We start from the raw sequence: 26260 nt of genomic DNA, 5'->3' as shown, positions 1-26260 counted from the left end.
TCCCGCGCGGGCTGCCGCTACCGCACGAAGACCCCCGCCTGGCTCGCCAGGTCCAGGAAGTACTGCGGGGCCAGGCCCAGCACCAGGGTGACGGCGACGCCGACCGCGATCGTCGTCATGGTCAGCGGGGACGGGACGGCGACCGTGGGGCCGTCCGCCTTCGGCTCGCTGAAGAACATCAGGACGATCACGCGGATGTAGAAGAACGCCGCGACGGCCGACGAGAGCACACCGACGACGACCAGCGCCCCGGCCCCGCCCTCGGCCGCCGCCTTGAACACCGCGAACTTGCCCGAGAACCCGGAGGTCAGCGGGATACCCGCGAAGGCCAGCAGGAACACCGCGAAGACCGCCGCGACCAGCGGCGAGCGGCGGCCGAGCCCGGCCCACTTCGACAGGTGGGTGGCCTCGCCGCCCGCGTCGCGCACCAGGGTGACCACGGCGAACGCGCCGACCGTCACGAAGGAGTAGGCGAGCAGGTAGAAGAGGACCGAGGAGATGCCCTCCGGGTTGGCCGCGATGACGCCCGCGAGGATGAAGCCCGCGTGCGCGATCGAGGAGTAGGCGAGGAGCCGCTTGATGTCGGTCTGGGTGATCGCGACGATCGCGCCGCCGAGCATCGTGACGATGGCCACCGCCCACATGACCGGCCGCAGGTCCCAGGTGAGGCCCGGCAGCGCCACGTACAGCAGGCGCAGCAGCGCACCGAACGCGGCGACCTTCGTGGCCGCGGCCATGAAGCCGGTGACCGGGGTCGGGGCGCCCTGGTAGACGTCCGGGGTCCACATGTGGAACGGCACCGCGCCGACCTTGAAGAGCAGGCCGGTCAGGATCATCGCGCCGCCGATGAGCAGCAGCGCGTCGTTGCCCATGGTGTCGGCGAGGGCGGGGTCGATCTCCAGGACCGAGCCGTCGACGACGTTGGCGATCTGGGCGTACGAGAGGGAGCCCGCGTAGCCGTAGATGAGGGCGATCCCGAAGAGCAGGAACGCCGAGGAGAACGCGCCGAGCAGGAAGTACTTCACGGCCGCCTCCTGCGACATCAGCCGCTTGCGGCGGGCGACGGCGCACAGGAGGTAGAGCGGGAGCGAGAAGACTTCCAGCGCGATGAAGAGGGTCAGCAGGTCGTTGGCGGCCGGGAAGACCAGCAGCCCCGCCACCGAGAAGAGCAGCAGCGGGAAGACCTCGGTGGTGGTGAACCCGGCCCGCACCGCGGCCTTCTCGCCCTCGCCGCCCGGGACGGCCCCGGGCTGGGCGGCGAACGAGTCGACGCGGTTGCCGTCGCTGCTGGGGTCGAGCCGGCGTTCGGCGAAGGTGAACACGGCCACCATGGCGACCAGGAGGATGGTGCCTTGCAGGAACAGGGTGGGGCCGTCGATCGCGATGGCCCCCATGGCCGCGATCTGGGCCTTCGTGGTGCCGTATCCCCCGGCGGCGAGGCCGACGATCGCGGCGAACGAGGCGGCGACCGCCACCACGCTCAGGAAGAGCTGGGTGTGGTAGCGGGCCCGGCGCGGCACGAAGGCCTCGACCAGGATGCCCAGGACGGCGGCGACCACGATGATCAGGACCGGCATCAGCTGGGTGTACTCGATCTTCGGCGCCGTGAACGAGTCGCCCGGCGCCGCCGCTGTCACCCCGCTCGCCGTCGTCCACAGACTGTGGACAGCTGTTGCGCTCACTTGGCGGCCTCCACCTCGGGCTGGGGGTCCTTCTTCTGTACGTCGGACATGGTGTGCTCCACCGCCGGGTTGACCACGTCGGTGAGCGGCTTCGGGAAGACGCCCAGGAAGATCAGCACGGCGATCAGCGGAACCGCGACCGCCAGCTCACGGGCCCGGAGGTCCGGCATGGAGCGGACCGATTCCTGCACCGGGCCGGTCATCGTGCGCTGGTAGAGGACCAGGACGTAGAGCGCGGCGAGCACGATGCCGGAGGTGGCGATGATGCCGGCCACCGGATACGCGCTGAACGTGCCGACCAGGACCAGGAACTCACTGACGAACGGGGCGAGTCCGGGCAGCGACAGGGTCGCGAGCCCGCCGATGAGGAACGTCCCGGCCAGCACGGGGGCGACCTTCTGCACCCCGCCGTAGTCCGCGATGAGCCGCGAGCCGCGCCGGGTGATCAGGAAGCCCGCGACCAGCAGCAGCGCGGCCGTGGAGATGCCGTGGTTGACCATGTAGAGCGTGGCGCCCGACTGGCCCTGGCTGGTCATCGCGAAGATGCCGAGGATGATGAAGCCGAAGTGCGAGATCGAGGCGTAGGCGATGAGCCGCTTGATGTCGCGCTGGCCGACCGCGAGGAGCGCCCCGTACACGATGGAGATCAGCGCCAGGGTGATGACCACCGGCGTCGCCCACTTGCTGGCCTCCGGGAAGAGCCCGAGGCAGAAGCGGAGCATCGCGAAGGTGCCGACCTTGTCGACGATCGCGGTGATCAGCACGGCGACCGGGGCGGTCGCCTCGCCCATCGCGTTGGGCAGCCAGGTGTGCAGCGGCCACAGCGGGGCCTTCACCGCGAAGGCGAAGAAGAACCCGAGGAACAGCCACCGCTCGGTGCTGGTCGCCATCTCCAGGGAGCCGTTGGCGCGGGCCTCGGCGATCTCGGAGAGCGAGAAGCTGCCCGCGACCACGTAGAGGCCGATGACCGCGGCCAGCATGATCAGACCGCCGGCCAGGTTGTAGAGGAGGAACTTGACCGCCGCGTACGAGCGCTGGGTCGCGGCGCTCTCGTCGGTGCCCGCGTGGGCCCGGTCACCGAAGCCGCCGATGAGGAAGTACATCGGGATGAGCATGGCTTCGAACAGGATGTAGAAGAGGAAGACGTCCGTCGCGACGAACGACAGGATCACCATGGCCTCGACCATGAGGATCAGAGCGAAGAAGCCCTGCGTCGGACGCCAGCGCGTGGACTTGGTCTCCAGGGGGTCCGCGTCGTGCCAGGCGGCGACGATGACGAACGGGATCAGCAGCGCGGTGAGGCCGAGGAGCGCCACCCCGATGCCGTCGACGCCCAGTTCGTACCGGACACCGAAGTCGGCGATCCAGGCCCGTGACTCGGTGAGCTGGTAGCGGTCGCCGCCCGGCTCGAAGCGGAGGAAGACGACCGCCGCCAGGACGAGCGTGCCGAGCGAGAAGAGCAGCGCGAGCCATTTGGCCGCGGTGCGCCGTGCGGCGGGGACGGCGGCGGTGGCGATCGCACCGATCGCCGGGAGCGCCGCCGTCGCGGTCAGGAGGGGAAAGGACATGTGATCAGACCGCCCTCATCAGCAGGGTCGCGGCGATGACGACCGCCGTACCGCCGAACATCGAGACCGCGTAGGTGCGGGCGTAGCCGTTCTGGAGCTTGCGCATCCGGCCGGAGAGCCCGCCGACCGACGCGGCCGTGCCGTTGACGACGCCGTCGACCAGGGAGTGGTCCACGTAGACCAGCGAGCGGGTGAGGTGCTCGCCGCCGCGGACCAGGACCACGTGGTTGAAGTCGTCCTGGAGGAGATCGCGGCGGGCGGCCCGGGTGAGGACCGAGCCGCGCGGGGCGACGACCGGCACCGGCTTGCGGCCGTACATCCCCCAGGCGACGCCGACGCCGATGACCAGGGCCACCACGGTGGCTCCGGTGACCGTGGCCGCGCTCAGCGGGGAGTGCCCGTGGTCGTAACCGGCGACCGGCTCCAGCCAGTTGACGAACCGGTCGCCGATCGCGAAGAACCCGCCCGCGAAGACCGAGCCGAAGGCCAGCACGATCATCGGGATGGTCATCGACTTCGGGGACTCGTGCGGGTGCGGCTCGTGGCCGTCCGCGTCCGGCTGCCAGCGCTTCTCGCCGAAGAACGTCATCAGCATCACGCGCGTCATGTAGAACGCGGTGATCGCGGCGCCCAGCAGGGCGACCGAGCCGAGGATCCAGCCCTCGGTGCCGCCCTTGGCGAAGGCCGCCTCGATGATCTTGTCCTTGGAGAAGAAGCCGGACAGGCCGGGGAAGCCGATGATGGCCAGATAGCCGAGCCCGAAGGTGATGAAGGTGACCGGCATGTACTTCCGCAGGCCGCCGTACCTGCGCATGTCGACCTCGTCGTTCATGCCGTGCATGACGGAGCCCGCGCCGAGGAAGAGCCCGGCCTTGAAGAAGCCGTGCGTCACCAGGTGCATGATCGCGAAGATGTAGCCGATCGGACCGAGGCCCGCCGCGAGGATCATGTAGCCGATCTGCGACATCGTGGAGCCGGCGAGCGCCTTCTTGATGTCGTCCTTCGCGCAACCGACGATCGCACCGAAGATCAGCGTGACCGCACCGACGATGACGACGACCAGCTGGGCGTCCGGGGCGGCGTTGAAGATCGCGCCGGAGCGGACGATCAGATAGACACCGGCGGTGACCATGGTCGCGGCGTGGATGAGGGCGGAGACCGGGGTCGGGCCCTCCATCGCGTCACCGAGCCAGGACTGCAGCGGCACCTGGGCCGACTTGCCGCACGCGGCCAGCAGCAGCATCAGGCCGATGGCCGTCAGCTTGCCCTGGCTCGTCTCGTCCGCCGACTCCAGCACCGGCCCGAAGGCGAAGGTGCCGAAGGTGGTGAACATCAGCATGATGGCGATCGACAGGCCCATGTCGCCGACCCGGTTGACCAGGAAGGCCTTCTTCGCGGCGGTGGCCGCGGTGGGCTTGTGCTGCCAGAAGCCGATGAGCAGGAACGACGCCAGACCGACGCCCTCCCACCCGACGTACAGCAGCAGGTAGTTGTCGGCGATGACCAGGATGAGCATCGCCGCGAGGAACAGGTTGAGATAGCCGAAGAAGCGGCGCCTGCGCTCGTCGTGCTCCATGTAGCCGATGGAGTAGATGTGGATCAGCGTGCCCACACCGGTGATGAGCAGGACGAACGTCATCGACAACTGGTCGAGCTGGAAGGCGATGTCGGCCTGGAAGCCTTCCACCGGGATCCAGCTGAACAGGTGCTGGTGCAGGGCCCGGTCCTCGGCGCCCTTCCCCAGCATGTCGGTGAAGAGGATCAGTCCGACGACGAACGAGGCGGCGGCGAGCGCGGTGCCGAGCCAGTGGCCGGTCTTGTCGAGCCGGCGGCCGCCGCAGAGCAGGACCGCCGCTCCGAGCAGGGGCGCCGCGACGAGCAGCGCAATCAGGTTCTCCACGTTTCCGACCCCTTACAGCTTCATCAGGCTGGCGTCGTCGACCGAGGCCGAGTGGCGGGAGCGGAACAACGACACGATGATCGCGAGCCCGACGACGACTTCCGCGGCGGCGACGACCATCGTGAAGAACGCGACGATCTGCCCGTCGAGGTTGCCGTGCATCCGGGAGAACGTGACGAGCGCCAGATTGCAGGCGTTGAGCATCAGCTCGACGCACATGAACACCACGATCGCGTTCCGCCGGATCAGCACCCCGGAGGCGCCGATCGCGAACAGCAGGGCCGCGAGGTAGAGGTAGTTGACCGGGTTCACTTGGCGGCCTCCGAATTCTCCGCCGCGGACGCGGGGCCTGCCCCGCGTGTCGCGGAGTCCGCGTCCTCACGCCCGAGCCGCTCCCCGGAGCGCTGCTCCAGCGCCTTGAGGTCGGCGAGGGACTTCTGCGAGACGTCCCGGATCTGACCGCGCTCCCGCAGCGTCTGCATGACGGTGAGGTCGGACGGTGTGCCGTCGGGGAGCAGACCGGGGATGTCCACCGCGTTGTGCCGGGCGTAGACGCCGGGGGCGGGGAGCGGCGGGAGGTGCTTGCCCTCGCGGACGCGCTGCTCGGCCAGCTCCCGCTGGGTCTTGGCCCGTTCGGTGCGCTCGCGGTGCGTGAGCACCATCGCGCCGACCGTCGCCGTGATCAGCAGGGCGCCGGTGATCTCGAAGGCGAAGACGTACTTGGTGAAGATGAGGTTGGCGAGTCCCTCGACGTTGCCGCCGTGCCGGGCGTTGGCCGCGCCGAGCCCGTTGAACGTGGAGAGCGAGGCGTTGCCGATGCCCGCGATCAGCAGGATGCCGAAACCGAGGGCGCATCCGGCGGCCAGCCAGCGCTGCCCCTTGAGGGTCTCCTTGAGGGAGTCCGCCGCGGTGACACCGACGAGCATGACGACGAAGAGGAACAGCATCATGATCGCGCCGGTGTAGACGACGATCTGGACGACGCCGAGGAAGTAGGCCCCGTTGGCGAGGTAGAACACCGCGAGGACGATCATCGTGCCGGCGAGGGAGAGCGCGCTGTGCACGGCCCGCTTCAGCAGGACCGTGGAGAGCGCGCCGATCACGGCGACGGTGCCCAGGATCCAGAACTGGACGGCCTCGCCGGTGGAGGTGGTGGTGGCTGCGGCCAGGGCGTTCACGCGTCCACCCCCTTGTCGTGCCGGGTGGCGTCGGCAGCCCGGGTGGACTCGATGGGGTCCTCGTCGGGCTTGTCGCCCTCGCCCTTGGACACGGCCGTCTGCCGGACTGTACCGGGGGCGGCCTCGGTGACCACGCCCCGGTAGTAGTCCTGTTCGTCCATGCCGGGGAAGATCGCGTGCGGGCTGTCGACCATGCCCTCCTGCAGCCCCGCGAGCAGCTCCTCCTTGGTGTAGATGAGGCTCTCGCGGGTGGTGTTGGCCAGCTCGAACTCGTTCGTCATCGTCAGCGCCCGGGTGGGGCAGGCCTCGATGCACAGTCCGCACAGGATGCAGCGCGCGTAGTTGATCTGGTAGACGCGGCCGTAGCGCTCGCCCGGGGAGTAGCGCTCCTCCTCGGTGTTGTCCGCGCCCTCCACGTAGATCGCGTCGGCGGGACACGCCCAGGCGCACAGCTCGCAGCCGACGCACTTCTCCAGGCCGTCCGGGTGGCGGTTGAGCTGGTGGCGGCCGTGGAAGCGGGGCGCCGTCGTCTTCGGCGTCTCCGGATACTGCTCGGTGAGCCGCTTCTTGAACATGGCCTTGAAGGTCACGCCGAAGCCGGCCACCGGGTTCTGGAACTTCTCCCCCGGCTCGTCCGCCCGGCCCGAGGACCCAGCGGATCCCGATGAGCCCGTGCGCTCTGGTTTCTCAGACACCGCCGGCCTCCTTTCCGTCACTCGCGTTTCCGTCACTCTGAGTATCCGGTCCACCACTGACAACGAGCTCCCGCTCACGTCGCGGAGTGCGCCTGGGCACCGGCGGCAGGCTCTGTCCGGGCAGCGGCGGCACCGGGAACCCGCCCGCCATCGGGTCGAAGGCGGGCTCGGGTCCGGCCGCTTCCACCTCGGTCCGCCTCTTCCGGTCGCGGAACATGTCGACGACGAAGGAGATCAGCAGGATCGCGATCACCGCCGCGCCGACGTACAGCACGATCCGGGAGAAGTCGTAGCCCTCGTTGCGCAGGGCGCGGACCGTGGCGACGAGCATCAGCCAGACCACGGAGACCGGGATGAGGACCTTCCAGCCGAGCTTCATCAGCTGGTCGTAGCGGACCCGGGGCAGGGTGCCGCGCAGCCAGATGAAGAAGAACAGCAGCAGCTGGACCTTGAGGACGAACCAGAGCATCGGCCACCAGCCCTGGTTCGCGCCCTCCCAGAAGGTGCTGACCGGGTACGGAGCCCGCCAGCCGCCGAGGAAGAGGGTCACGGACACCGCGGAGACGGTGACCATGTTGACGTACTCGGCGAGCATGAACATCGCGAACTTGATCGAGGAGTACTCGGTGTTGAACCCGCCGACGAGGTCGCCCTCGGACTCCGGCATGTCGAACGGTGCCCGGTTCGTCTCCCCGACCATCGTGATGATGTAGATGATGAAGGAGACCGGCAGCAGGATGACGAACCACCGGTCCGCCTGCGCCTCCACGATCGCCGAGGTCGACATCGACCCGGAGTAGAGGAACACCGAGGCGAACGCGGCGCCCATCGCGATCTCGTAGCTGATCATCTGGGCGCAGGAGCGCAGACCGCCGAGGAGCGGGTACGTCGATCCGGAGGACCAGCCCGCGAGGACGAGGCCGTAGATGCCGACCGAGGCGACCGCGAGGATGTAGAGCATCGCGATCGGCAGGTCGGTGAGCTGCATCGTCGTCCGGTGGCCGAAGATCGACACCTGGTTGTCGGCGGGGCCGAACGGGATGACCGCGATCGCCATGAAGGCCGGGATCGCCGCGACGATCGGCGCCAGGATGTAGACGACCTTGTCGGCCCGCTTGACGATGACGTCTTCCTTCAGCATCAGCTTGATGCCGTCGGCGAGCGACTGGAGCATGCCCCAGGGGCCGTTGCGGTTGGGGCCGACGCGCAGCTGCATCCAGGCGACGACCTTGCGCTCCCACACGATGGAGAACAGGACGGTCACCATCAGGAACGCGAAGCAGAAGACCGCCTTGATGACGACGAGCCACCAGGGGTCGGTGCCGAACATCGAGAGATCCTCGGCGGCGAGGACGACGCCCTCGGGCGCCGTCGTGAGTGCGGCGAGGCCAGTCACGCTCGTACCTCCGATGGTTCGACGGGAGCGCCCGGTGCGGCGGCGGGGCCGATCCGCACCAGGCCGCCCGGGTTCACGCCGGTGTCGGCGGGGATGCCGCGTCCCACCGAGTTCAGCGGCACCCAGACCACCCGGTCCGGCATGTCGGTGACCTGGAGGGGCAGTTCGACGGTGCCGGCGGGTCCGGTGACGGCGAGCGGATCGCCGTCCTTGACGCCGGTCTCGGCGGCGGTGACCGCCGAGAGCCGGGCGACGGCCGCGTGCCGGGTCCCGGCGAGCGCGGTGTCGCCCTCCTGGAGCCGGCCGAGGTCGAGCAGCATGCGGTGGCCCGCGAGGACCGCCTCGCCGTCACCCGGCCGGGGCAGCGGCTGCGCGCCCTCGCGCGGGTCGTCCGCGTGGCCGCCCTCCCAGCCGCCGAGCCGGTCCAGCTCACGGCGGGCGGCGGTCAGGTCCGGAAGCGCGAAGTGCACGTCCATGGCGTCGGCCAGCATGTGCAGCACCCGGGAGTCGGTCGGCGCGAGCGTCCGGGACATCTGCTCGGGCTTCAGCGCCGCCTGGAACATCCGGACCCGGCCCTCCCAGTTGAGGAAGGTGCCGGCCTTCTCGGCGACGGCGGCGACCGGGAAGACCACGTCCGCCCGGGCGGTGACCGCGCTCGGCCGCAGTTCCAGGGAGACCAGGAAGCCGACCTCGTTCAGCGCCTGGATGGCGCGGTTGGGGTCGGGCAGGTCCTCGACGCCGACCCCGGCGACGAGCAGCGCGCCCAGTTCGCCGGTGGCCGCGGCCTCGACGATCTGGCCGGTGTCGCGGCCGTGCCGGGAGGGCAGTTCGGCCAGCCGCCACAGCTCCGCGACCTCGTCGCGGGCGCGCGGGTCGGTGGCCGGGCGTCCGCCGGGCAGCAGCGAGGGGAGCGCGCCGGCCTCGATCGCGCCCCGGTCACCCGCCCGGCGCGGAATCCACACCAGGCGTGCGCCGGTGGCGGTGGCGGTGCGGATCGCGGCGGACAGTGCGCCGGGCACGCCCGCGAGCCGCTCGCCGACGATGATCAGCGCGTGCTCACCGCGCAACGCCTCGGCCGCGGCTGCGCCTTCGGCCTCCAGCCCGACGCCGCCCGCGAGCGCGTCCAGCCACTCGGTCTCGGTGCCGGGGGCGGCGGGCAGCAGGGTGCCGCCCGCCTTCTCCAGGCCCCGGGTGGCGTGCGAGGCGAGCGCGAAGGTCCTCTGGCCGCTCTTGCGGTGGGCCTTGCGCAGCCTGAGGAAGACGCCGGGGGCCTCCTCCTCGGACTCGAACCCGACGAGGAGGACCGCGGGAGCCTTCTCCAGCGCGGTGTACGTGACGCCCTCGCCGTCGAGGTCCCGGCCGCGTCCGGCGACCCGGGCGGCCAGGAAGTCGGCCTCCTCGGCGCTGTGGACGCGGGAGCGGAAGTCGATGTCGTTGGTGTCGAGGGCGACCCGGGCGAACTTGCTGTACGCGTAGGAGTCCTCGACGGTCAGCCGGCCGCCGGTCAGGACGCCGGTGCGGCCGCGGGCGGCGAGGAGTCCGGCCGCCGCGGCTTCCAGCGCCTCGGGCCAGCTCGCCGGTTCCAGCTCACCGTCGGCGTTGCGGACCAGCGGGGTGGTGAGGCGGTCGCGCTGCTGGGCGTAGCGGAAGCCGAACCTCCCCTTGTCGCAGATCCACTCCTCGTTGACCTCGGGCTCGTTGGCCGCGAGACGGCGCATGACCTTGCCGCGCCGGTGGTCGGTCCGGGTGGAGCAGCCGCCCGAGCACTGCTCGCACACCGAGGGCGTGGAGACCAGGTCGAAGGGGCGGGAGCGGAACCGGTACGCCGCCGAGGTGAGCGCGCCGACCGGGCAGATCTGGATGGTGTTGCCGGAGAAGTACGACTCGAAGGGGTCGCCCTCGCCGGTGCCGACCTGCTGGAGCGCGCCGCGCTCGATCAGCTCGATCATCGGGTCGCCCGCCACCTGGTTGGAGAACCGGGTGCAGCGCGCGCAGAGCACGCACCGCTCACGGTCCAGCAGCACCTGGGTGGAGATCGGGACGGGCTTCTCGAAGGTCCGCTTCTTCCCCTCGAACCGCGAGTCGGCGCCGCCGTGCGACATCGCCTGGTTCTGGAGCGGGCACTCGCCGCCCTTGTCGCAGACGGGGCAGTCCAGCGGGTGGTTGATCAGCAGCAGCTCCATCACGCCCTTCTGCGCCTTCTCGGCGACAGGAGAGGTGATCTGCGACTTGACGACCATGCCGTCGGTGCAGGTGATGGTGCAGGAGGCCATCGGCTTGCGCTGGCCCTCGACCTCGACGATGCACTGGCGGCAGGCGCCGGCCGGGTCGAGGAGCGGGTGGTCGCAGAAGCGCGGGATCTCGATGCCGAGGAGTTCGGCGGCCCGGATGACCAGGGTCCCCTTGGGGACGCTGATCTCGATGCCGTCGATGGTCAGCGTGACCAGGTCCTCGGGCGGAACCGCCGCCTCGCCGCCCCCGGAGGGCGCACTCGTGGTGACTGTCATGCGTTCACCCCCCGGTGAGCGTTCTTGCCGTCGGTGTTCTTGTCGTCGGCCCAGGCCGTGGACCGGGCGGGGTCGAAGGGGCAGCCCTTGCCGGTGATGTGCTGCTCGTACTCCTCGCGGAAGTACTTCAGCGAGGAGAAGATCGGCGAGGCCGCGCCGTCGCCGAGCGCGCAGAACGACTTGCCGTTGATGTTGTCGGCGATGTCGTTGAGCTTGTCGAGGTCGGCCATCTCGCCCTTGCCGGCCTCGATGTCGCGGAGCAACTGGACCAGCCAGTACGTCCCTTCGCGGCAGGGCGTGCACTTGCCGCAGGACTCGTGGGCGTAGAACTCGGTCCAGCGGGTGACGGCCCGCACCACGCAGGTCGTCTCGTCGAAGCACTGGAGCGCCTTGGTGCCGAGCATGGATCCGGCGGCGCCGACGCCCTCGTAGTCGAGGGGGACGTCGAGGTGCTCCTCGGTGAACATCGGGGTGGAGGAGCCGCCCGGCGTCCAGAACTTCAGCCGGTGGCCGGCCCGCATCCCGCCGCTCATGTCGAGGAGCTGGCGGAGCGTGATGCCGAGCGGGGCCTCGTACTGGCCGGGGCTGGTGACATGGCCGCTGAGCGAGTAGAGCGTGAAGCCCGGGGACTTCTCGCTGCCCATCGACCTGAACCAGTCCTTGCCCTTGTTCAGGATCGCGGGAACCGACGCGATGGACTCGACGTTGTTCACCACAGTGGGACAGGCGTACAGACCGGCGACCGCAGGGAAGGGGGGCCGCAGCCGGGGCTGGCCACGCCGTCCTTCGAGAGAGTCGAGCAGCGCGGTTTCCTCACCACAGATGTACGCACCCGCACCCGCGTGCACCGTGAGTTCCAGATCGAGTCCTGAACCCAGGATGTTCGTCCCCAGATAACCCGCCTCGTACGCCTCTCGTACCGCCTCGTGCAGTCGTCGCAGCACGGGGACGACCTCACCGCGCAGGTAGATGAACGCATGCGAGGAGCGGATCGCGTAACAGGCGATCACGATGCCCTCGATGAGGCTGTGCGGGTTCGCGAAGAGGAGCGGGATGTCCTTGCAGGTCCCCGGCTCCGACTCGTCGGCGTTGACAACGAGATAGTGCGGTTTGCCATCGCCCTGCGGGATGAACTGCCACTTCATCCCGGTGGGGAAGCCCGCGCCCCCGCGGCCGCGCAGACCGGAGTCCTTGACGTACGCGATGAGGTCGTCGGGCGCCATGGCCAGCGCTTTGCGCAGCCCTTCGTAGCCCTCGTGGCGGCGGTAGGTGTCCAGCGTCCAGGACTCGGGCTGGTCCCAGAAGGAGGAGAGGACGGGGGCGAGCAGCTTCTCGGGGCTCGTCCCGTTGTGGTCGATCTCGGCGGCCAAGGTCATCACTCCCCCTCCTCGGCTGCGGGCCCGGCCGGGTGCTCCGGGTCGGAGGCCGAGGTCTGCTGCGGTGCGTCGTGCGAGCTGAGCCGCTCGGTCGGCGACGGGTCGTGGACCTGCGCGTCGTGCGCCTGCCCGTCCTGGGGCTCTCCGTCCTGGGGCTGTCCGTCCTGGGGCTGTCCGGCGCGCGGGGAGACCACGCGCGCCTTCGGGAGCGCCTCGCCCTTGGCGAGCTTCAGCCCGATCAGGGAGGCGGGGCCCGCGCCGCCGGTCGCCTCGACGGCGCCGGGGCGCTCGTCGGGGAAGCCGGCGAGGATGCGGGCGGTGTCCTTGTACGAGCAGAGGGGGGCGCCGCGGGTGGGCTCGACGGTCCGGCCGGCGATCAGGTCGTCGACGAGCTGCGTGGCGCTCTCCGGCGTCTGGTTGTCGAAGAACTCCCAGTTGACCATCACGACGGGCGCGAAGTCGCAGGCGGCGTTGCACTCGATGTGTTCGAGGGTGACCTTGCCGTCCTCGGTGGTCTCGTTGTTGCCGACCCCGAGGTGCTCCTTGAGCGTGTCGAAGATGGCGTCGCCGCCCATGACCGCGCACAGGGTGTTGGTGCAGACGCCGACCTGGTAGTCGCCGCTCGGCCTGCGCCGGTACATGGAGTAGAAGGTGGAGACGGCGGTGACCTCGGCGGTGGTGAGGTCGAGCGTCTCGGCGCAGAAGGCGATGCCCGTGCGGGAGACGTATCCCTCCTCGGACTGCACGAGGTGCAGCAGCGGCAGCAGGGCGGAACGGCTGCCGGGGTAGCGGGCGAGCACCTCCTTCGCGTCCGCGTCGAGCCGGGCGCGTACCTCGGCCGGGTAGGGGGTGGCGGGGAGCTGCGGCATCCCCAGACTGACGTCTTGGCGTGAGGTGGTCACCGGTCGACGCCTCCCATCACGGGGTCGATGGACGCGACGGCGACGATGACGTCGGCGACCTGGCCGCCTTCGCACATCGCCGCCATGGCCTGCAGGTTGGTGAAGGACGGGTCGCGGAAGTGGACCCGGTAGGGGCGGGTGCCTCCGTCGGAGACGACGTGCACGCCGAGTTCGCCCTTGGGGGACTCGACGGCGGTGTACGTCTGTCCGGCGGGGACCCGGAATCCCTCGGTCACCAGCTTGAAGTGGTGGATCAGGGCTTCCATGGAGGTGCCCATGATGTTCCGGATGTGGTCGAGCGAGTTGCCGAGACCGTCGGCGCCGAGCGCGAGCTGGGCGGGCCAGGCGATCTTCTTGTCGGCGACCATGACCGGCCCGGGCTCCAGGCGCTCGATGCACTGCTCGATGATCCGCAGCGACTGGCGCATCTCCTCCAGCCGGATGAGGAAGCGTCCGTAGGAGTCGCAGGTGTCGGCGGTGGGGACCTCGAAGTCGTAGTTCTCGTAGCCGCAGTACGGGTCGGTCTTGCGCAGGTCGTGCGGGAGGCCGGCGGAGCGCAGCACCGGGCCGGTGGCGCCGAGCGCCATGCAGCCGGTGAGGTCGAGGTAGCCGACGTCCTGCATACGGGCCTTGAAGATGGGGTTGCCGGTGGCGAGCTTGTCGTACTCCGGCAGGTTCTTCTTCATGGTCTTGATGAACTCGCGCAGCTGGTCGACCGCGCCCGGGGGCAGGTCCTGGGCGAGGCCGCCGGGGCGGACGAACGCGTGGTTCATGCGCAGCCCGGTGAACAGCTCGAAGAGGTCGAGAACCAGTTCACGATCGCGGAAGCCGTAGATCATGATCGTGGTCGCGCCGAGCTCCATGCCGCCGGTGGCGATGCAGACCAGGTGCGAGGAGAGCCGGTTCAGCTCCATCAGCAGCACGCGCAGGACGGTGGCCCGGTCGGGGATCTGGTCCTCGATGCCGAGGAGCTTCTCGACACCCAGGCAGTACGCCGTCTCGTTGAAGAACGGCGTCAGGTAGTCCATGCGCGTGACGAAGGTGGTGCCCTGTGTCCAGTTGCGGAATTCGAGGTTCTTCTCGATGCCGGTGTGGAGATAGCCGATGCCGCAGCGGGCCTCGGTGACGGTCTCGCCGTCGATCTCCAGGATGAGGCGGAGCACGCCGTGCGTGGACGGGTGCTGGGGGCCCATGTTGACGATGATGCGTTCGTCGTCGGACTTCACCGCGGATTCGACGACTTCGTCCCAGTCGCCGCCGGTGACCGTATATACGGTCCCCTCGGTCGTGGCGCGAGGTGTTGCATGGGGAGTGGTCATCAGGAGTACGACCTCCGCTGGTCCGGAGCCGGGATCTGGGCGCCCTTGTACTCGACGGCGATGCCGCCGAGCGGGTAGTCCTTGCGCTGCGGGAAGCCCTGCCAGTCGTCCGGCATCATGATCCGGGTGAGGGCGGGGTGCCCGTCGAAGATGAGCCCGAAGAAGTCGTACGCCTCGCGCTCGTGCCAGTCGTTGGTCGGGTAGACCGCGACGAGCGACGGGATGTGCGGGTCGCTGTCCGGGGCGGACACCTCCAGCCGGATGATCCGGCCGTGGGTGAGCGAGCGCAGGTGGTAGACGGCGTGCAGCTCGCGGCCCTTGTCGCCCAGGAAGTGGACACCGCTGACGCCCGTGCAGAGCTCGAAGCGCAGGGCAGGGTCGTCGCGCAGGGTGCGGGCGACCTGGACCAGGTGTTCGCGGGCGATGTGGAAGGTCAGCTCGTCGCGGTCGACGACGGTCTTCTCGATGGCGTTGGCGGGGAGCAGGTCCTGTTCCTCCAGGGCCCCTTCGAGCTCATCGGCCACCTCGTCGAACCAGCCGCCGTAGGGCCGGGAGGCGGCTCCCGGCAGGGTGACGGTGCGGATGAGGCCGCCGTAGCCGGAGGTGTCGCCGCCGTTGTTCGCGCCGAACATGCCCTTGCGGACGCGGATGACCTCGCCGCCGGTGTCGCGCGGCGCGGGTACGGCGTTGCCGTTGTGCTCGTCGCCGTTGGCGTTGGGGTTCTCGGTCACCGCAGCAGCCCCTTCATCTCGATCAGGGGCAGTGCCTTGAGGGCCGCTTCCTCCGCCTCGCGGGCGGCCTCCTCCGCGTTGACCCCGAGCTTGGAGCCCTGGATCTTCTGGTGGAGCTTGAGGATGGCGTCCAGCAGCATCTCGGGGCGGGGCGGACAACCCGGCAAATAGATATCCACCGGGACAATGTGATCAACACCCTGCACAATGGCGTAATTGTTGAACATACCGCCAGATGACGCGCAAACTCCCATGGAGATGACCCACTTGGGATTCGGCATCTGGTCGTAGACCTGCCGCAGGACGGGCGCCATCTTCTGGCTCACCCGGCCCGCGACGATCATCAGGTCCGCCTGGCGCGGCGACCCGCGGAAGACCTCCATTCCGAACCGGGCCAGGTCGTAGCGGCCCGCGCCGGTCGTCATCATCTCGATGGCGCAGCAGGCCAGTCCGAACGTGGCCGGGAAGACGGAGGCCTTCCGCACCCAGCCCGCGGCCTGCTCGACCGTGGTCAGAACGAAGCCGCTCGGCAGTTTCTCTTCGAGTCCCATGGTGTGCCCCTCAGCCCCTCAGTCCCATTCCAGGCCGCCGCGACGCCACACATACGCGTAGGCGACGAAGACGGTGAGCACGAAGAGCAGCATCTCCACGAGCCCGAAGATCCCCAGGGCGTCGAAGGAGACCGCCCAGGGATAGAGGAAGACGATCTCGATGTCGAAGACGATGAAAAGCATCGCCGTCAGGTAGTACTTGATGGGAAAGCGGCCGCCTCCGGCCGGAGTCGGGGTGGGTTCGATACCGCACTCGTACGCTTCGAGCTTTGCCCGGTTGTAGCGCTTGGGGCCGATAAGCGTGGCCATGACCACGGAGAAGATCGCAAACCCTGCCCCGAGGGCGCCGAGCACGAGGATGGGCGCGTAGGCATTCACGCTCCTCGCTCCTTCCAGTCGTCCTTGACCTTTGGACCGCATCGGGCGACCGGCTCGCCACCTCACCAAGATCGTGCACATGTGAGGCAGTTCACAAGCCCGACTGCCCCGCATCCTATGCCCGGTCCCCTGTGATCTGCGACACGGGGTACGACAACGACTTTGTGATCTCCACCACCTGACGAAGGATCATGAAGTCTTATGAGCGGTGATCTTCGTACGCGAAGCGGCCGAGTGATCACGAGACGTGACATTCGATGGTGTTACCGCTGGTCAAAGGCGTGCGGCGCTATCAATGGAAGGGCTGTACAAGCAAATTGGCGGTGGACGGCACGAGGGTGATAAGGGATCGGGTCGACTTCGGCGCTCACCCGGACGAGGGGTGACCGGGACCGAAGGGGACATGTGCGCGCATTCACGAACTTCTGGAAGGGATGCCTCCCGGGGGTGGAGCGGGCCCGGAGGTCACCCACTCCCGGCGCCCCGCCCACGCGCATCGCGGGCGCGAGGGTTGCCTGCCTCGACGCCCCCACGCTGTGACCTGCGCCACTCGCCCCCTCACGCCGGAAAACCGGGCTTGGCCATCGGTGTGAACGGATGGTAAGCGACGGGCAATTCGGGCGTATTACCGAAAGGCAGTGATCACGGGCCTGATCACGACTGCCCGTTTTGCCCGTTACGGCGTCAATAAAGGCACCCAGAAAGCGGATTCACAGATTCCGAACGTAACTGTGTCGCAACACACGTTTCTTGATGGGACCCCTACAGCCCTGATAGCGCTAGTACCCATGTCCCACACCGCTCACATACCCAGCCACCGGAAGCCCCGTCAGCGCGCCTCGAAGTCGGCGCTGCGGGCCGGAGTTGCCGGTGGCTTCCTCAGCACCATCGCGGTCGCGGGTGCCGCCGGTCCGGCCCAGGCCGAGCCGGTGACCCAGACGATCGAGATGCCCACGATCACGGACGGCCTCTCCACCGCTGTCGCCGCCTCCGCTCAGGCCACGCAGCAGGTCGCCCTCGACCTGGAGACGCAGGCCAGCGAGGACGCAGCCGCCGAGAAGGCCGCGAAGACGGCCAAGAAGGCCCACGCCGAGGCCGTGCGCAAGGCCGAGGCCGAGAAGAAGGCCGAAGCCGCCGCCAAGGCCGAGGCGGAGGCCGAGGAGCGCGCCGAGCGCGCCTCCCGGACCTCCGAGCGCACGACGCTCAGCGCCTCCTCCGGCTCCTCGGACTCCGGCAGCTCCGCCTCCGCCCCGTCCTCCTCCTCGAACGTGAGCGGTTCCGCCGCCTCCATCGTGGCGTTCGCCAAGGCCCAGGTCGGCGACGCGTACGTCTCCGGCGGCACCGGCCCGAACGCGTGGGACTGCTCGGGCCTCGTCCAGGCCGCCTACCGCACGGCGGGCATCGACCTGCCGCGCGTCTCCCAGTCCCAGTCGACCGCCGGCACCCAGGTCTCCCTGGACAACCTCCAGCCCGGCGACATCCTGTACTGGGGCGGCGCGGGCAGCGCGTACCACGTGGCGATCTACGTCGGTGGCGGCGAGTTCGTCGGTGCGCAGAACTCCAGCACCGGCACGGTGCAGCGCTCCATGGACTACGACCGGCCGACCGGCGCGGTCCGCGTTCTCTGATTCACCAGCGGGTTCCTGAGAGCCGCCGCTCCCCCGCTCGGGGGCGGCGGCTCTTCGCCGTGGTGGCGGCGACGAGCAGCGCCGCCACCATCAGCAGGGCGCTCACCCCGACCGGCGCCCGGTAACCGAACCCCGCGCCCAGGGCCAGCCCGCCCGCCCACGGGCCCACCGTCGCCCCCAGGTTGAACGCGGCCGTCGAGGAGGCGCCGGCCAACGTCGGGGCCCCGGGGGCGAGGCCCAGGACCCGGGTGATCAGGGCGGTGCCCGTACCGAAGGCGAGCAGGCCGAGCAGCGGGACCAGGGCCAGGGCGAGCACCGGGCTGCCCGCGGTCAGCGCCAGCGCCGACCAGCCGACGGTGAGTGCGGCCATGCCTGTGGCGACGACGGCGACCGGGTGGGCGTCCGCGTACCGGCCGGCCACCGTGACCCCCGCGAACGCCCCCGCCCCGAAGAGCGCCAGGGCCACCGGCACCCACCCCGCGCCCAGGCCCGACTCCCGGGTGAGGAGCGGCTCCAGGTAGGAGAAGGTGCAGAAGGTCGCCCCCTGCACCAGGGCCATCGTGAGCAGGACCGGCCGCAGCCGGGGACCGGTCAGGACCCGCAGTTCGTCCCGTACGGATACGGGATCGGCACCCGCGTCCGTACCGCCCCGGCCGCCCGGGATGCTGCGCAGGACCGCGAGGAAGGCGGGCAGCGAGACGATCGCGACCGCCCAGAAGGCCGACCGCCACCCCCACCGCTCCCCCAGCACCGCGCCGGCCGGCACGCCCACCACGCAGGCGACCGTCACGCCGCCGACCACCACGGCGGTGGCCCGGCCCTTCAGCCGGTCGGGAACCATCGCGACGGCGGTGCTCAGCGCGACCGCCCAGAACCCGGCGTTGGCGAGGGCCCCGACGAAACGCGTCGTGAGGAGCACCCCGTAACTGGGGGTGAGAGCGCCGACGGCGTGGACGGCGACGAACACCGCGAGGAAGAGGAGCAGCGCGCGGCGGCGCGGCCAGGTGCGGCCGGCCAGCGCCATGACGGGTGCGCCGACGACCATGCCGACGGCGAACGCGGAGGTGAGGAGGCCGGCGGCGGAGAGGGAGACGCCGAGGTCGGCGGCGATGCCCGAGAGAAGCCCGGACAGCATGAACTCGGAGGTGCCCTGGGCGAAGACCGCGAGCCCGAGGACGTATACGGCGAATGGCATGGGTGAGGAGCCCCTTGGACGGAACCGTCGGGTGGACAGACAGACCGGGTGCGGGGATACGGGCCGCGCGGACGGCCGCGCCGGAGGTCCGGCGGGGCGGCGCGAAGACGTGCCCGGCGGTGATCGGCCGGTGGCACGCATCCCGCGTACGGCGGTGCTTCAGCGCGTACGCGAGAGGGAACGGCCCGTACCCGCGGTGATCCGGCGGGCGTGGAACCGTGACGGAGGGACCGGTGACCCGGGAGGGGTCAGTCGGTGGAGCTCAGCACGGACACGGCCACCGGCGCACCGGTGGCCGGAGTCTGTCGGACTCGGGGCTGGCCATGGAGGAGAGCTTACCGGCGGCGGGGGCGGCGGTTGGGCCGCTCCTGCTCCCGGGCCGAGGTGGTGGGCGCGGGGAGGGCTTCGTACGCGGCGTCGAAGTCCTCGTCCTCGTCCGGCGTGGTCAGGTCCACGGTGAACCGGGGCTCCAGGAAGAGGTCCTGGTGCTGGGGCAGGGAAGCGGTGGTCATGGCTGTGTGTCCTTGGGGTCGAGCAGCGCTGTAGCGGCTTTTTCTGTACCCCGCCGGCCTGCGTTCAATGTGAGAGTGCGTCAAAGAAGGTGAAACGCGCCGCGCGTCGCCACCGTGGGCGGGCGGGCGCCGGCCGGTCCGGGTCATGGGCCCGTCAGGCGCGCAAATCATCGCACACGATCACCCGCCGGGCTGCGGATTAACCCGGGCGTGAAGCGGAGTGCCGGATTCGGGGACGGGGTGCGGCGCGGTCAGAGGACGACACGGAAGTGGGTGGTCAGCCGCCGGTCCTCGCCCAGGATGTGAAACGCCAGGCCGGGCGGCTGGTCCCGGTCGGCCGGCCGGTCGCCCTCCCAGGGCAGGCGCAGGGTCCAGGTGACGGCGGGGCCGACGATCAGGGGGCGGCCCGCGAAGGTCGAGGCGGCGGCCGTGTGGGCGTGCCCGGTGAGGACGGCGACGACCCGCGGGTGGGCGTCGAGCAGGGCGGCGAGCCGCTCGGGCTCCTGGAGCATCCCGGCGTCCGGCAGCGGGTGGTGGAGTTCGACGGGCGGCTGGTGGAAGGCGATCAGCGCGGGGACGCCGTCCGGGAGCGCGCCGAGCGTGGTGTCGATCCAGGCGAGCGTCTCCGCGTCGAGGCGCCCCTCGTCCCGTCCGGGAATGGTCGCGTCACACATCAGGACGGCGGTTCCGGCGATGTGGTGGACCCGGTTGACGGGGGCGGTGTCCGGAGCCTCGCCGAGGAACGCCTTGCGGTAGGCGGGGCGGGCGTCGTGGTTGCCGGGGCACGTGAGTACGGGGAACGGCGCGTCCAGCAGGCGTACGGCCTCCTCGTACTCGGCCTCCGCCGCGTGGTCGGCGATGTCCCCGGTGACCAGCAGCGCGTCGACCGGGCGGGGCAGGGCCCGCAGGTACTCCATGACGCGGTTCGCCCGGTCCCTGGCGCGGTCGCTGCCGTCCAGATGCAGATCGCTGATCTGAGCAAGCAACATGAGCAGCACTCCCCCGACTAACGCTTATTCGCCTTCTTTCATTAGGACCCTAAGCTGGAGAGCGCAGACGTTCAAGAGACCCGGAAGGAGAGGGCGATGACCGAGCGTCCTGTGATGGAACTGGCGAGCACCATCCGCCACGATGGGGACGGCGGGGTCCTCGACGACCTGGACACGGTCCGGGGAGCGCGTCGCTGGCTTCAGCAGCGGCCCGGCATCCTGGCCGCCGCCCCCGGAGACCTGGTCGTGGACGAGGAGTTGAGAGAGGCGGTCGTCGACGTACGGCGGGCTGTCCGGGCCCTGTTCGCGCGGGTGGTCAGCCCGGCCCCGCCGAGCCCGGCCGACGCCCACCGCCTGCTGCCCGTCGACGAGGCCATGCGGCTGCTCAACGCGGCGGCGGCCCGGGAGCCGGTGGCTCCCCAACTGCACTGGCCCGCCGAAGGGCCGCCCACGGCAGGCCTGTTGTCGGCCGAGGGCGACCCGGGCGTACGGCTGGTCGCGGCACTGGCACGCGACGCCGTGGACTTCCTGAGCGGGCCGCAGCGCGAGCACCTGCGCGCCTGCCGCGCGCCGCGCTGCGTCCGGTACTTCGTCAAGAGCCACGGCCGGCAGGAGTGGTGCAAGCCGTCCTGCGGCAACCGGGCGCGGGTGGCCCGCCACTACGAGCGGGCGCGCGCGACGGGCTCCCTCCGCGTCAGGCCTTCGGGGCCACCTTCGACAGGCCGTTGATGATGCGGTCCATCGCGTCGCCGCCCTGCGGGTCGGTCAGGTTGGCGAGCATCTTGAGCGTGAACTTCATCAGCAGCGGGTGGGTCAGGCCGCGCTGGGTGGCGACCTTCATGACCTTCGGGTTGCCGATCAGCTTCACGAAGGCGCGGCCCATCGTGTAGTAGCCGCCGTAGGTCTCCTTGAGCACCTTCGGGTAGTTGTTCAGGGCCAGTTCGCGCTGGGCGGGGGTGGCGCGGGCGTGGGCCTGGACGATGACGTCGGCCGCGATCTGGCCGGACTCCATGGCGTACGCGATGCCCTCGCCGTTGAACGGGTTGACCATGCCGCCCGCGTCGCCGACCAGAAGGAGGCCCTTGGTGTAGTGCGGCTGGCGGTTGAAGGCCATCGGGAGGGCGGCGCCCCGGATGGGCATCGTCATGTTCTCGGGGGTGTAGCCCCAGTCCTCCGGCATCGAGGCGCACCAGGCCTTGAGGACCTCGCGCCAGTCCAGCTCCTTGAAGGCGGAGGAGGAGTTGAGGATGCCGAGGCCGACGTTGGAGGTGCCGTCGCCCATGCCGAAGATCCAGCCGTAGCCGGGCAGCAGCCGGTCCTCGGCGCCGCGCCGGTCCCACAGCTCCAGCCAGGACTCCAGGTAGTCGTCGTCGTGGCGGGGCGAGGTGAAGTACGTGCGGACGGCGACGCCCATCGGGCGGTCGTCGCGGCGGTGCAGGCCCATCGCGAGGGAGAGGCGGGTGGAGTTGCCGTCGGCGGCGACGACGAGCGGGGCGTGGAAGGTGACCGGGGTCTTCTCCTCGCCGATCTTCGCCTCGACGCCGGTGATGCGGCCGGTGCGCTCGTCCCTGATGGGCGCGCCCACGTTGCAGCGCTCGTAGAGGCGGGCGCCGGCCTTCTGCGCCTGGCGGGCCAGCTGCTCGTCGAAGTCGTCGCGTTTGCGGACCAGCCCGTAGTCCGGGTAGGAGGCCAGCTCCGGCCAGTCGAGCTGGAGGCGGACGCCGCCGCCGATGATGCGCAGGCCCTTGTTGCGCAGCCAGCCCGCCTCCTCGGAGATGTCGATCCCCATGGAGACGAGCTGTTTCGTGGCGCGGGGCGTGAGCCCGTCGCCGCAGACCTTCTCCCGGGGGAAGGCCGTCTTTTCCAGCAGCAGGACGTCGAGTCCGGCCTTGGCGAGGTAGTACGCGGTCGTGGAGCCGGCAGGGCCCGCTCCGACGACGATGACATCCGCGCTGTGCTCGGAGAGGGGCTCGGTCACGGTCGGATCTCCCGAAGACTCGAATTCGCGTGCCGCGCGGCACATGTCCCGTGCAGTCTATGGGGGCCTGCGAACCAACCCTCCGAAGGGCTCCCTCATGTCGATCGCGCCTGCCACGCCCCACGCTTCGGCCCCCGCCGTACGCCTCCGTGTTCCGACCGACGAAGACGCCCTGACCTGGTACCGGGTCTTCGACGACCCCGAGGTGATGGAGTTCTTCGGCGGCCGCCGGGCCGACCTGTCCGTGTACGAGGAGCTCACCGCCCGCCAGCGCCGCCATGACGCCGAGCTCGGCTACTGCCTGTGGACGCTCACGGACGAGGAGGACACCGTCCTCGGCTTCACCGGGGCGCAGCCGTGGCCGCACACGCATTACGGTCCGGTCGGCGCGATCGAGATCGGCTGGCGGCTGGGGCGTGCGGCATGGGGGCGCGGATACGCCACCGCCGCCGCCCGCGCCACGCTGGAGCGGGTGCGGGCGGCCGGGGTGGGCGAGGTGGTCGCGATGATCCACTCCCGTAACGCGCGGTCCATGGCGGTCGCGGAGCGGCTAGGGATGCGGCGGGCCGAGTCGTACGACACCCCGCGCGGCCAGGAGGCCGTCTGCTTCCGGCTGGAGTGGTGAGACCCCGCAGGTGACTCAGGCGCGGGTGGCCCGGTGCAGGGCCACCACGCCGCCGGTCAGGTTGCGCCATGCGACCTTCGACCAGCCCGCCTTCTGGAGCAGTGCGGCGAGGGCGGGCTGGTCGGGCCAGTCGCGGATGGACTCGGCGAGGTAGACGTAGGCGTCCGGGTTGGACGACACCGCGCGGGCGGCCGGCGGGATCGCCCGCATCAGGTACTCCGTGTAGACCGTGCGGAACGGGGTCCAGGTCGGCTGGGAGAACTCGCAGATCACGACCCGGCCGCCGGGCTTCGTCACCCGGTACAGCTCGCGCAGCGCGACCTCGGTGTCCTGGATGTTGCGCAGCCCGAAGGAGATCGTGACGGTGTCGAACGTCTCGTCCCTGAACGGCAGCTTCATCCCGTCGCCTGCCGTGAACGGCATCCACGGGTGGCGCTCCTTGCCGACCTTGAGCATGCCGAGCGAGAAGTCGCACGGCACGACGTAGGCGCCCGCCCTCACGAAGGGCTGCGAGGAGGTCGCGGTGCCCGCCGCCAGGTCGAGGATCTTCTGCGCGGGGCGGGCGTCGACCGCCGCCGCGACCGCCTTGCGCCACAGCCGGGCCTGGCCGAGCGAGATCACGTCGTTGGTCAGGTCGTAGTTGGCCGCCACACCGTCGAACATCGAGGCGACTTCGTGCGGCTGCTTTTCCAGGGAGGCTCGGGTCACCCTTCCATTCAAGCAGCCGCACCCCCGGGATCAGTGAGGGCGGTCGCCCGCGATGGCCACGCGCTCCGCGACCCGGCGGTGCGGGGCGTAGTCGTTGACCGCGTAGTGCTGGGTTGCCCGGTTGTCCCAGAACGCGACGTCGCCCGCCCGCCAGGAGAACCGCACCTGGAACTCCGGGGCGTGCGCCTGCTGGAACAGCAGGCGCAGCAGCCGGTCGCTCTCCTCCTGGGCGAAGCCCCTGATCCGCGTGGTGAACGACGCGTTGACGAAGATCGTGCGGCGGCCGGTGACCGGATGGAGGCGCACCACCGGGTGCTCGACCGGCGGGAACTCCTCCTGGTGGGCCGCCAGCCGCTCCGGCGGGTAGAAGCGGGCGAAGCCGGGGATGAAGTCGTGCACCGCCCGCGCTCCCTCGATGCGCTCCTTCACCTCATCGGGCAGGTTGTCGTACGCGGCCGCCATGTCCGCCCACAGCGTGTCGCCGCCCACCGGAGGCACCTCGCGCAGCTGGAGGACCGCGCCGAGGGCGGGGCGCTCGCGGAAGGTGACGTCGGTGTGCCAGACGTTCTCGAAGGTGGGGACGGTGGTGCGGTCGAGCCGGGCGACCTCCGGGTCGTCGCCGGTGGCGAGGAGCGGGTTGGTCTCCAGCTCGCCCCAGAGCCCGGCGAACGCCCGCTGCTGCTGGGAGGTGAGGTGCTGGTCGCGGAAGAACAGCACCTTCCATTCCAGCAGCGCCCGGTCCAGCTCGGCGCGCACGGCCGCGTCCAGCGGGCGGGACAGGTCGACGCCGTGGATCTCCGCCCCGATGACCCGGCCGAGCGGGACCAGGCGGAAGCGCTCGTACGGGCGGTCGGCCCAGCCCTCCGGGACCCGGCGCAGCTCGCGCGGGCCCTCGTACAGGCCGTCGGCGGGGATGCGGTGGTCGCGCAGGACGGGGGTCGTCGCGGTGGTCATGATCCTTCTCCTCTCGTCGTACGGAAGTGCCGGCTCGTACGGGGGTGTCAGCTGGCCGTTTCGCGTACCGCTGTGCCGATCTCGGCGCGCAGCGCGGCGTACGCGGGCAGCCCGCGCAGTTCGTCGGGGTCGGGGCCGGTCCGGGGCAGGCCGACGGGGATGTCCAGGGCGACGGTCCCCGGACGGTTGGTGAGGACGATCGCGCGGGTGCCGAGGAAGACCGCCTCGTCGACGCTGTGGGTGACGAAGACCGACGTGGTCCCGGTCTCGGCGCTCACCGAGCAGGACGGCGAGCGCAAGGACGCGCAGCCCGATCCGGCGCAGCAGGGCGGCGCGTTCGGGACGGCGTCGGCGGCCGTCGCCCTTGTTCGGCGGGCCCGAAGGTACGGGATCGGCGGCTTCGGCGGTCCGTTCCCGCAGGGACGGGGAGGTCGGCATGGAGGGGTCTCCGGGGTCATGGAGCGTCGCCGGACCTGCGGGAGGCAGGCCGGAAGGACACGCGAGGGGCGGCGCTGGGAACGCGACGATGCGAGGGGCGGGCCCCGGAGGGGATCAGGCGCGGAAGGCGTGGAAAGCGCTCGAGGTGCTGATACCGGGGACGCGCGCAGGCATCACGTGGGCATCGCGAAGGATGCCGCGGCCGGCATCAACAGGATGCGCTGGAGACGCGGCAGAGATCGATGTGGAGGCACTCCACCAGAAAACGATCGACTGTCACGGGCGCTGTTCTAGCACAGCGCTTCGCGCCCGCACCAGGATCCGCCAGGGAGTGAGACACCTCGGGACCGGTACGTGGACGGGCCCGGTGACCTGTGGCCGGGCCCGCGGACCCGTCGGCGGACGGGCACACACCGTCTCGAACTGATCTTCACTCCTCTTCAACCTTTTCGGCACACGGGTGCTCTGTAACGGGTGGGAGTCGAGGAGAGCGAGAGAGGAGGGCGGATGCCGGCAGGGGCTCAGCCCGCCATGGCGGACGGCGAGCGCGCCGCGTTCGAGGCGTACGCCAGGACCGGGCAGCGCCGCCTCTACCGGACGGCCTACCTGCTGTGCGGAGACACCGAGGGTGCGCAGGACCTGACGCAGACGACGCTCGCCAAGCTGTTCCAGCACTGGCGCAGGGCGAGCCGGGCGGACAACCTCGACGCCTACGCCAAGACCGTGCTGGTGCGCACCTTCGTGGCCGAACGCCGCCGCTCCGTACGGGATCTACTCGCCCACCACCGCAACGCGCCCCGCCCGCAGCCCAATCCGGCGCCGGGCGCCGACCTCCGGGTCACCCTGCTCGCCCTCCTCGCCGAACTCCCGCCCCGGGCGCGGGCGATGGTCGTCCTGCGCTACTGGGACGACCTGAGCGTGGAGACCGTGGCGTCGCTGCTGCGGTGCAGCGAGTCCACGGTGAAGAGCCAGTGCTCGCGTTCGCTCGTCCGCCTGCGCGCCCGGATGGGCGACGTCCAGCTCTACTCCACCGGAAGCTGAGGGCCGGCC

24 protein-coding genes and 1 pseudogene are annotated in these 26260 nt (G+C 70.4%); 4 read left to right on the top strand and 21 right to left on the bottom strand.

The features are described 5' to 3' along the window. Positions 1-17: 17 nt before the first annotated feature. From nuoN to WQO_RS20765, 14 genes are read right to left on the bottom strand one after another with little or no spacing between them, the layout of a single operon-like run. Positions 18-1682, bottom strand: coding sequence for an NADH-quinone oxidoreductase subunit NuoN (nuoN, locus tag WQO_RS20830; protein WP_193407224.1), 1665 nt, complete (start codon positions 1680-1682; stop codon positions 18-20). Then, entirely contained in the window at positions 1679-3250 is a 1572-nt protein-coding gene (locus WQO_RS20825; RefSeq protein WP_010060925.1) for an NADH-quinone oxidoreductase subunit M, read from the bottom strand. Before WQO_RS20825 ends, nuoN begins: the two co-directional genes overlap by 4 nt. 4 nt (positions 3251-3254) lie before the next feature. Further along, complete coding sequence (gene nuoL / locus WQO_RS20820; protein ID WP_010060927.1) at positions 3255-5150, bottom strand: NADH-quinone oxidoreductase subunit L; 1896 nt, start codon at positions 5148-5150, stop codon at positions 3255-3257. Positions 5151-5162: 12 nt separating this feature from the next. Then, the gene (nuoK, locus tag WQO_RS20815; protein WP_007451729.1) at positions 5163-5462 is read right to left on the bottom strand and encodes an NADH-quinone oxidoreductase subunit NuoK; all 300 of its coding nucleotides are present in this window, start codon (positions 5460-5462) and stop codon (positions 5163-5165) included. Then, the gene (locus WQO_RS20810; RefSeq protein WP_010060928.1) at positions 5459-6328 is read right to left on the bottom strand and encodes an NADH-quinone oxidoreductase subunit J; all 870 of its coding nucleotides are present in this window, start codon (positions 6326-6328) and stop codon (positions 5459-5461) included. Before WQO_RS20810 ends, nuoK begins: the two co-directional genes overlap by 4 nt. After that, complete coding sequence (gene nuoI, locus WQO_RS20805) at positions 6325-7023, bottom strand: NADH-quinone oxidoreductase subunit NuoI (RefSeq protein WP_050992308.1); 699 nt, start codon at positions 7021-7023, stop codon at positions 6325-6327. The genes WQO_RS20810 and nuoI overlap by 4 nt, the downstream gene beginning before the upstream one ends. Then, positions 7016-8419 (bottom strand): NADH-quinone oxidoreductase subunit NuoH, encoded by a 1404-nt coding sequence (gene nuoH, locus WQO_RS20800; RefSeq protein WP_058954053.1) that lies wholly within the window; start codon positions 8417-8419, stop codon positions 7016-7018. Before nuoH ends, nuoI begins: the two co-directional genes overlap by 8 nt. Continuing rightward, complete coding sequence (locus tag WQO_RS20795) at positions 8416-10926, bottom strand: NADH-quinone oxidoreductase subunit G (protein ID WP_058954052.1); 2511 nt, start codon at positions 10924-10926, stop codon at positions 8416-8418. The genes nuoH and WQO_RS20795 overlap by 4 nt, the downstream gene beginning before the upstream one ends. Next, positions 10923-12305 (bottom strand): NADH-quinone oxidoreductase subunit NuoF, encoded by a 1383-nt coding sequence (nuoF, locus tag WQO_RS20790; protein ID WP_193407222.1) that lies wholly within the window; start codon positions 12303-12305, stop codon positions 10923-10925. Before nuoF ends, WQO_RS20795 begins: the two co-directional genes overlap by 4 nt. Further along, the gene (gene nuoE / locus WQO_RS20785) at positions 12302-13171 is read right to left on the bottom strand and encodes an NADH-quinone oxidoreductase subunit NuoE (RefSeq protein WP_029182317.1); all 870 of its coding nucleotides are present in this window, start codon (positions 13169-13171) and stop codon (positions 12302-12304) included. The genes nuoF and nuoE overlap by 4 nt, the downstream gene beginning before the upstream one ends. 29 nt (positions 13172-13200) lie before the next feature. Next, the gene (locus WQO_RS20780) at positions 13201-14523 is read right to left on the bottom strand and encodes an NADH-quinone oxidoreductase subunit D (RefSeq protein ID WP_010060939.1); all 1323 of its coding nucleotides are present in this window, start codon (positions 14521-14523) and stop codon (positions 13201-13203) included. Beyond that, on the bottom strand, positions 14523-15254 hold the full coding sequence (locus WQO_RS20775) for an NADH-quinone oxidoreductase subunit C (RefSeq protein WP_010060941.1): 732 nt from the start codon (positions 15252-15254) through the stop codon (positions 14523-14525). Before WQO_RS20775 ends, WQO_RS20780 begins: the two co-directional genes overlap by 1 nt. Further along, positions 15251-15805 (bottom strand): NuoB/complex I 20 kDa subunit family protein, encoded by a 555-nt coding sequence (locus WQO_RS20770; protein ID WP_010060943.1) that lies wholly within the window; start codon positions 15803-15805, stop codon positions 15251-15253. Before WQO_RS20770 ends, WQO_RS20775 begins: the two co-directional genes overlap by 4 nt. A gap of 18 nt (positions 15806-15823) precedes the next feature. Then, complete coding sequence (locus WQO_RS20765; RefSeq protein WP_003967084.1) at positions 15824-16183, bottom strand: NADH-quinone oxidoreductase subunit A; 360 nt, start codon at positions 16181-16183, stop codon at positions 15824-15826. Between the two features lie 788 nt (positions 16184-16971). Between WQO_RS20765 and WQO_RS20760 the strand changes: the two genes are divergently transcribed. Continuing rightward, positions 16972-17811, top strand: coding sequence for a C40 family peptidase (locus WQO_RS20760; RefSeq protein WP_010060945.1), 840 nt, complete (start codon positions 16972-16974; stop codon positions 17809-17811). Between the two features lies 1 nt (position 17812). Here the strand turns inward: WQO_RS20760 and WQO_RS20755 are convergent, their stop codons facing one another. The 3 genes from WQO_RS20755 to WQO_RS20750 all read right to left on the bottom strand — a co-directional run bounded on the left by WQO_RS20755 (position 17813) and on the right by WQO_RS20750 (position 20507). After that, complete coding sequence (locus WQO_RS20755; RefSeq protein ID WP_010060946.1) at positions 17813-19006, bottom strand: Cmx/CmrA family chloramphenicol efflux MFS transporter; 1194 nt, start codon at positions 19004-19006, stop codon at positions 17813-17815. Positions 19007-19341: 335 nt separating this feature from the next. Beyond that, positions 19342-19518, bottom strand: a complete 177-nt coding sequence (locus WQO_RS36440) for a hypothetical protein (RefSeq protein ID WP_010060947.1) — start codon at positions 19516-19518, stop codon at positions 19342-19344. Between the two features lie 251 nt (positions 19519-19769). After that, entirely contained in the window at positions 19770-20507 is a 738-nt protein-coding gene (locus WQO_RS20750; protein WP_010060948.1) for a metallophosphoesterase, read from the bottom strand. A gap of 96 nt (positions 20508-20603) precedes the next feature. Between WQO_RS20750 and WQO_RS20745 the strand changes: the two genes are divergently transcribed. Beyond that, complete coding sequence (locus WQO_RS20745) at positions 20604-21236, top strand: CGNR zinc finger domain-containing protein (protein WP_010060949.1); 633 nt, start codon at positions 20604-20606, stop codon at positions 21234-21236. Here WQO_RS20745 and WQO_RS20740 read toward each other — a convergent pair. After that, a complete protein-coding gene (locus tag WQO_RS20740; RefSeq protein ID WP_010060950.1) occupies positions 21202-22485 on the bottom strand; it encodes a geranylgeranyl reductase family protein in 1284 nt (427 codons plus the stop codon). The two genes, WQO_RS20745 and WQO_RS20740, sit on opposite strands and share 35 nt — an antisense overlap. Positions 22486-22582: 97 nt before the next feature. Here WQO_RS20740 and WQO_RS20735 point away from each other — a divergent pair, with 97 nt between their 5' ends. Continuing rightward, positions 22583-23110 (top strand): GNAT family N-acetyltransferase, encoded by a 528-nt coding sequence (locus WQO_RS20735; protein ID WP_010060951.1) that lies wholly within the window; start codon positions 22583-22585, stop codon positions 23108-23110. Positions 23111-23125: 15 nt separating this feature from the next. Here WQO_RS20735 and WQO_RS20730 read toward each other — a convergent pair whose 3' ends face one another. From WQO_RS20730 to WQO_RS20720, 3 genes and pseudogenes are all read right to left on the bottom strand, one after another. Beyond that, positions 23126-23818 (bottom strand): demethylmenaquinone methyltransferase, encoded by a 693-nt coding sequence (locus WQO_RS20730; RefSeq protein ID WP_010060953.1) that lies wholly within the window; start codon positions 23816-23818, stop codon positions 23126-23128. A 30-nt stretch (positions 23819-23848) separates the two neighbouring features. Then, positions 23849-24772, bottom strand: coding sequence for a TauD/TfdA dioxygenase family protein (locus tag WQO_RS20725; protein ID WP_010060955.1), 924 nt, complete (start codon positions 24770-24772; stop codon positions 23849-23851). A gap of 47 nt (positions 24773-24819) precedes the next feature. After that, positions 24820-25053: pseudogene (locus WQO_RS20720) on the bottom strand (ABC transporter ATP-binding protein); the annotation flags it as partial. Positions 25054-25741: 688 nt separating this feature from the next. Between WQO_RS20720 and WQO_RS20715 the strand changes: the two are divergent. Next, a complete protein-coding gene (locus WQO_RS20715; RefSeq protein ID WP_010060959.1) occupies positions 25742-26251 on the top strand; it encodes a SigE family RNA polymerase sigma factor in 510 nt (169 codons plus the stop codon). Positions 26252-26260 lie beyond the last annotated feature (9 nt).

The organism is Streptomyces globisporus C-1027 (assembly GCF_000261345.2).
GTDB classification, from domain to species: domain Bacteria; phylum Actinomycetota; class Actinomycetes; order Streptomycetales; family Streptomycetaceae; genus Streptomyces; species Streptomyces pakalii.
This window is presented reverse-complemented; position numbering and strand designations above follow the sequence as displayed.

Excerpts from the sequence above, each read along its gene's own strand:
- WQO_RS20770 (WP_010060943.1), bottom strand. The coding sequence starts at position 15,805 with ATGGGACTCGAAGAGAAACTGCCGAGCGGCTTCGTTCTGACCACGGTC.
- WQO_RS20745 (WP_010060949.1), top strand. The coding sequence starts at position 20,604 with ATGACCGAGCGTCCTGTGATGGAACTGGCGAGCACCATCCGCCACGAT.
- WQO_RS20755 (WP_010060946.1), bottom strand. The coding sequence starts at position 19,006 with ATGCCATTCGCCGTATACGTCCTCGGGCTCGCGGTCTTCGCCCAGGGC.
- WQO_RS20725 (WP_010060955.1), bottom strand. The coding sequence starts at position 24,772 with ATGACCACCGCGACGACCCCCGTCCTGCGCGACCACCGCATCCCCGCC.
- WQO_RS20750 (WP_010060948.1), bottom strand. The coding sequence starts at position 20,507 with ATGTTGCTTGCTCAGATCAGCGATCTGCATCTGGACGGCAGCGACCGC.
- nuoE (WP_029182317.1), bottom strand. The coding sequence starts at position 13,171 with ATGCCGCAGCTCCCCGCCACCCCCTACCCGGCCGAGGTACGCGCCCGG.
- WQO_RS20825 (WP_010060925.1), bottom strand. The coding sequence starts at position 3,250 with ATGTCCTTTCCCCTCCTGACCGCGACGGCGGCGCTCCCGGCGATCGGT.
- WQO_RS20760 (WP_010060945.1), top strand. The coding sequence starts at position 16,972 with ATGTCCCACACCGCTCACATACCCAGCCACCGGAAGCCCCGTCAGCGC.
- WQO_RS20795 (WP_058954052.1), bottom strand. The coding sequence starts at position 10,926 with ATGACAGTCACCACGAGTGCGCCCTCCGGGGGCGGCGAGGCGGCGGTT.
- WQO_RS20780 (WP_010060939.1), bottom strand. The coding sequence starts at position 14,523 with ATGACCACTCCCCATGCAACACCTCGCGCCACGACCGAGGGGACCGTA.
- WQO_RS20735 (WP_010060951.1), top strand. The coding sequence starts at position 22,583 with ATGTCGATCGCGCCTGCCACGCCCCACGCTTCGGCCCCCGCCGTACGC.
- WQO_RS36440 (WP_010060947.1), bottom strand. The coding sequence starts at position 19,518 with ATGACCACCGCTTCCCTGCCCCAGCACCAGGACCTCTTCCTGGAGCCC.
- WQO_RS20715 (WP_010060959.1), top strand. The coding sequence starts at position 25,742 with ATGGCGGACGGCGAGCGCGCCGCGTTCGAGGCGTACGCCAGGACCGGG.